This window comes from Enterovibrio nigricans DSM 22720 (assembly GCF_900167155.1).
Lineage (GTDB): Bacteria > Pseudomonadota > Gammaproteobacteria > Enterobacterales > Vibrionaceae > Enterovibrio > Enterovibrio nigricans.
In genome coordinates, this window is record NZ_FUXU01000148.1 from 1 (window position 1) to 4,906 (window position 4,906).

Sequence of the window (4,906 nt, forward strand, 5' to 3'; positions counted from 1 at the left end):
AAAAACAGAGTCTAGAAAACCTTGTAGCGCTCTCAATGGCATAGAGAAAATGCGTTTCACCATCAGTGCGGTAGTAATGGCTAAGTCGCTGAATCGGCGAGGTCTACCACGCTTGCCTTGTTTGTTTTGTTTCCACTCAGCTATCGTTTCCTCATCAATCCAAAAGGTCAGAGAACCACGGTTGATTAAGGCTTTGTTGTACTGCTTCCAGTTAGTTGTTTTGTAACGAGGTTTAGACATGAGACTACGACGATTGATGGGTGTAGCCGATCAGATCGTAGCTTCTAGATTTAGTTCCATCGATTTAAGCAACAAAGCCGTCCTGCGGCAGTTTCAATGTCGAAACGGGTCAATGCGCTGGCGTCAGCGAGTAATCATCACGGATGTGACTTTTACCTTTTTGCCTGCCATTTGATGCCGTCTCCTATCATACGACTAAAATGGCGGGCTTTTTTTTCAAGGGATTGAACGATGATGAATAGGCCCATACGAGGTGTTGTGTTGAAGGACAACCTCAGTCGGATAATGATTTCATTTGTGGTCACCATGATGTTTGCAGTGTCTTTTGATGTGTTTGGTGGTTCATACAACCTGAACGATATTCAACCGCTTCTGACAAGTAAATCCTTCAGCGACAAACAAAAGGCTGTCGCGCTGATTGCACAATTGGATGTCGATAACAAAGAAGACTTACTAAATGGATTGCTAAATAAACAGGTTGTTTATAGCAAACACGACAAATCACTTTGGCTAGTGGTAACACCGCCTTTGAAAAAGGGCAGTGAGATTGAAAAATTGCAAACAGGGGAGCGACTGACTGTTGCAAAAAAGCGTGATTACCGCAGTGTGACGCTTAACAACAAAATACGCTCCCAAATTAGAACTTTTTTGGCAACGCTGGCGCTTACTGGAACAGACATCGAAGAAAAACGCCGTGGGGCGAAGCGGCTGATTGGTGAACTGGACGAAACGTTGACTGTTGTAGTCAGCGATCTTTCCATGAAATAAAGTGACGGCGTCACTAAATCATATTTCGATGTCGCCCTTGCCGTATACACATTACAGAACAAGGGTAGTGACGCAGAGAAAATCGAGGCTATTGAGGTGTTGGCGGAATCGGGCTTACCGGCATCCTACGAGGCGCTACAAGCGTCCAGATCCTCGGTGGATGGTAATATTACCCCTGTCACACGCGCGTTAGACATCGCAATCGCGGATTACCTTCAAACACAAAAAGTCGTGAATGTTGCACAGACACTCTATTTCGGTCTGAGTTTAGGTTCGGTGTTGGTACTCGCGGGTATTGGATTAGCAATCACGTTTGGTGTGATGGGTGTGATTAACATGGCGCACGGTGAGCTGATCATGTTGGGCGCCTATACCACCTATGTGATACAGCAACTCTTGCCGAGTTATACCGGGTTAGCGTTGTTGATTTCGATTCCTTGTGCTTTTTTTGTTTCCGGCCTGGTGGGTGTGCTGATTGAGCGCGGTGTCATTCGTCACCTTTATGGCCGTCCGCTAGAAATGTTACTGGCAACGTTTGGGATCAGCCTGATCCTTCAGCAAGCGGTACGATCTGTTTTCTCCCCTTTGAACCGTTCTGTCAGCACACCAGAATTCATGAGTGGGATGATTGAGTTTACTCCCATGCTTCAATTGACCGCGAGCCGCATGTACATCATCGGGTTCTGCTTGCTGGTCTTTTTCACCTTGCTATTTGTGTTGAAGCGCACCTCATTGGGCCTTCAAGTTCGTGCAGTGTCCCAAAATCGGTCAATGGCTCGTGCGATGGGAGTGCGCTCTGAATGGGTGGATATGGCCACCTTTGGATTGGGCTCGGGTATCGCGGGCGTGGCGGGTGTCGCCTTGTCTCAACTGACGAACGTTGGGCCAAACATGGGTCAAGCATACATTATCGACTCGTTTATGGTTGTGGTGTTTGGCGGTGTTGGCAACCTGTGGGGCACATTAGCGGCAGGCCTTAGCTTAGGTGTGTTTAATAAGATTTTGGAGCCTTGGGCGGGAGCGGTGCTCGCAAAGATTCTGGTGCTGGTCTTTATCATTTTGTTTATTCAAAAACGCCCCAAAGGACTCTTTCCTCAGCGTGGACGTATGGCGGAGGATGCATAACTCATGGACACTCATCAATTACATCAACCATTGTTTGATAAATCCACGACCCTGCTGATTATCGTGTTGGGTCTGTCGGCAATATTGGTGCCCATTCTGAATTTGTGGGTGCCTTCTTCGAGTCTATTTCATATAGAAACCTATACCGTTTCCTTGTTTGGCAAATATTTGTGTTACGCCATTTTGGCTCTATCAGTGGATTTGGTATGGGGCTACCTGGGCATACTGAGTTTGGGGCATGGCGCTTTCTTTGCACTAGGCGGATACGCCATGGGGATGTATTTAATGCGTCAGATTGGCGAGCGCGGTGTTTATGGTAACCCTGAACTTCCTGACTTTATGGTCTTCCTGAACTGGCAAGAGCTGCCTTGGTTTTGGCAGGGCTTCGATATGTTTTGGTTTGCCTGCTTTATGGCGATCGCTGTACCGGGTTTGCTGGCGTTTGTTTTCGGTTGGCTGGCATTCCGCTCGCGAGTTTCTGGTGTTTATCTCTCCATCATGACACAGGCGATGACGTTTGCATTAATGTTGGCATTTTTTCGAAACGAAATGGGCTTTGGAGGCAATAACGGCCTCACAGACTTTAAAGATCTGCTGGGGTTTAGTCTGCAAAATGATGCCACGAGGATTGGCTTGTTCGTCGCTACCGTGATTGCGTTGAGCCTTTGCTATTTGCTCTGTAGAGCAATTGTCACAAGCCGTTTAGGTGCATTGACGATTGCGATACGGGATGCCGAATCCAGAGCGCGCTTTATTGGGTATGCAGTGGAAAAAAGCAAACTTTGGTTGTTTGTGTTGTCAGCAGCCATTGCCGGTATTGCCGGGGCACTTTACGTCCCTCAGGTAGGCATAATCAATCCCGGTGAGTTTTCACCGCTTAACTCCATCGAAATCGTGGTATGGGTAGCGCTTGGCGGCCGAGCAACCTTGTACGGTGCCATTGTTGGTGCATTGCTGGTGAACTATGCCAAGAGTTGGTTCACGGTCGAGTTTCCTGAGGTTTGGCTTTTCGCATTAGGGGCTTTGTTTGTGCTTGCGACGCTTTACTTACCGAAAGGGGTGAGTGGGCTACTGCAAAGAAAGGAGGCTAACGCATGATGTTAAAAAGACGATGGATGGAAAGCGTGAAGTTTCAGAAAGCTCACACACGTGAAAGCAATAGCGGTACGAGCGATCTTATCCATGAGTTCACGCGTCGTGATCAAGTTTTCAGTTTTTTAAAACCGCCATACAACCCAAAGGTGGATGTCAAAAACGGCATGCTTTTATACGTTGAGGGTGTGTCTGTCTCTTTCGACGGATTTAAGGCGATTAACGACCTAAATCTATACATCAAAGAAGGTGAGTTACGCTGCATTATTGGGCCCAATGGTGCTGGAAAAACCACCATGATGGACATCATCACTGGCAAAACGCGACCCGATGAGGGCGACGTTTGGCTTGGACAGCAATTGAATTTGCTAAAGATGGACGAAGCACAAATTGCCAATGCAGGAATAGGGCGGAAATTTCAAAAACCGACTGTGTTTGAAGCGCTAAGCGTGTGGGAGAACCTAGCACTTGCGTTGGCAGGAAATAAAACAACGTGGCACTTGTTCCGAACTAAACTCACGGGTGAGCAGAGATGCGACATTGATAGGGTATTGAATCTAATAGGCTTAGAAACGCAATACAGCATGATCGCTGGGAAACTGTCTCACGGGCAAAAGCAGTGGTTGGAAATTGGCATGTTATTGATGCAAAAACCGCGACTATTGCTTGTGGATGAACCTGTCGCGGGCATGACGCATCAGGAGATGGACAGAACCGCAGAGTTGTTGCTTTCACTGTCAGGGAGTCACTCCATCATGGTGGTTGAACACGATATGGAGTTTGTCCGCAATATTGCATCAACAGTGACAGTGTTGCACCAAGGACACGTGTTGGCAGAGGGCAGTATGAAAGATGTTCAAGACAACCCTAAAGTCAGGGAAGTGTATTTAGGGCAGTAGCGTCCTGCCAACGCGATGAGGAGAGGAAATTGTGCTGAACGTTAAAGGACTCAATCAGCGTTATGGTGAGAGCCAAACGTTATGGGATGTTTCGCTGGAGGCCCCAGAAGGGAAATGTACTGTTGTTATGGGGCGTAATGGCGTCGGAAAAACGACTTTGCTACAAAGTATCATGGGGCTGCTCGACATTGATAATGGCGAAATATCCGTAGCTGGAACCGATCTTTCCGGTATGCGCGCAGAAATGAGGCCCCGTTATGGCGTCGGTTATGTGCCGCAGGGACGTCAAATTTTTCCGCGTTTGACTGTGGAAGAGAACCTGCAAATCGGATTGCCGATTCGGTCGAAAGGCGATCGCAAAATCCCGGCTTTTATCTACGAATTGTTTCCCGTGTTGGCAGAGATGAAGAACCGCTTTGGCGGAGATTTGTCAGGCGGTCAACAACAGCAGCTTGCGATTGGGCGTGCATTGGTGATAGACCCCAAACTGCTGCTTCTAGACGAACCAACTGAAGGTATTCAACCGAATGTTGTTCAAGAGATTGGCAACATTATCCGCCGTTTGAATGACGAACTGGGTTTAACTGTCGTGCTGGTGGAGCAAAAGCTTCCTTTCGCAAGGAGAGTTGGAGATCGCTTTTGTTTGCTCGACCGTGGCAAAAATGTTGCCAGCGGAGAGATGGTGGATGGCTTTGTTGCTTAAATCGATGGAACTAAATCTAGAAGCTACGATCTGATCGGCTACACCCATCAATCGTCGTAGTCTCATGTCTAAACCTCGT

At 47.7% G+C, this 4,906-nt stretch carries 6 protein-coding genes and 1 pseudogene; 6 read left to right on the top strand and 1 reads right to left on the bottom strand.

Annotated features, from left to right (window positions below; all coding sequences use genetic code 11):
• A partial coding sequence (locus B5D35_RS22720) for a transposase (RefSeq protein WP_170915255.1) occupies positions 1-240 on the bottom strand: 240 nt, incomplete at its 3' end.
• Here B5D35_RS22720 and B5D35_RS24440 point away from each other — a divergent pair.
• The 6 genes and pseudogenes from B5D35_RS24440 (at position 239) to urtE (ending at position 4,827) form a co-directional block, all read left to right on the top strand.
• Positions 239-415, top strand: a complete 177-nt coding sequence (locus tag B5D35_RS24440; protein ID WP_170915256.1) for a hypothetical protein — start codon at positions 239-241, stop codon at positions 413-415. The genes B5D35_RS22720 and B5D35_RS24440 overlap by 2 nt on opposite strands.
• A gap of 56 nt (positions 416-471) precedes the next feature.
• Positions 472-1,008: a hypothetical protein gene (locus B5D35_RS25120; protein ID WP_244556720.1), complete on the top strand. Its 537-nt coding sequence runs from the start codon at positions 472-474 to the stop codon at positions 1,006-1,008.
• Positions 1,009-1,206: 198 nt separating this feature from the next.
• A pseudogene (gene urtB / locus B5D35_RS25125) lies at positions 1,207-2,133 on the top strand (urea ABC transporter permease subunit UrtB); the annotation flags it as partial.
• Positions 2,134-2,136: 3 nt separating this feature from the next.
• Positions 2,137-3,231 (top strand): urea ABC transporter permease subunit UrtC, encoded by a 1,095-nt coding sequence (gene urtC, locus B5D35_RS22730; RefSeq protein ID WP_078754694.1) that lies wholly within the window; start codon positions 2,137-2,139, stop codon positions 3,229-3,231.
• A 17-nt stretch (positions 3,232-3,248) separates the two neighbouring features.
• Complete coding sequence (gene urtD / locus B5D35_RS22735) at positions 3,249-4,124, top strand: urea ABC transporter ATP-binding protein UrtD (RefSeq protein ID WP_212567566.1); 876 nt, start codon at positions 3,249-3,251, stop codon at positions 4,122-4,124.
• A 31-nt stretch (positions 4,125-4,155) separates the two neighbouring features.
• Positions 4,156-4,827 (top strand): urea ABC transporter ATP-binding subunit UrtE, encoded by a 672-nt coding sequence (urtE, locus tag B5D35_RS22740; protein ID WP_078754696.1) that lies wholly within the window; start codon positions 4,156-4,158, stop codon positions 4,825-4,827.
• Positions 4,828-4,906 lie beyond the last annotated feature (79 nt).

Coding starts and splice junctions, on each gene's coding strand:
- B5D35_RS24440 (WP_170915256.1), top strand. CDS start 239: ATGAGACTACGACGATTGATGGGTGTAGCCGATCAGATCGTAGCTTCT.
- B5D35_RS25120 (WP_244556720.1), top strand. CDS start 472: ATGATGAATAGGCCCATACGAGGTGTTGTGTTGAAGGACAACCTCAGT.
- urtC (WP_078754694.1), top strand. CDS start 2,137: ATGGACACTCATCAATTACATCAACCATTGTTTGATAAATCCACGACC.
- urtD (WP_212567566.1), top strand. CDS start 3,249: ATGGAAAGCGTGAAGTTTCAGAAAGCTCACACACGTGAAAGCAATAGC.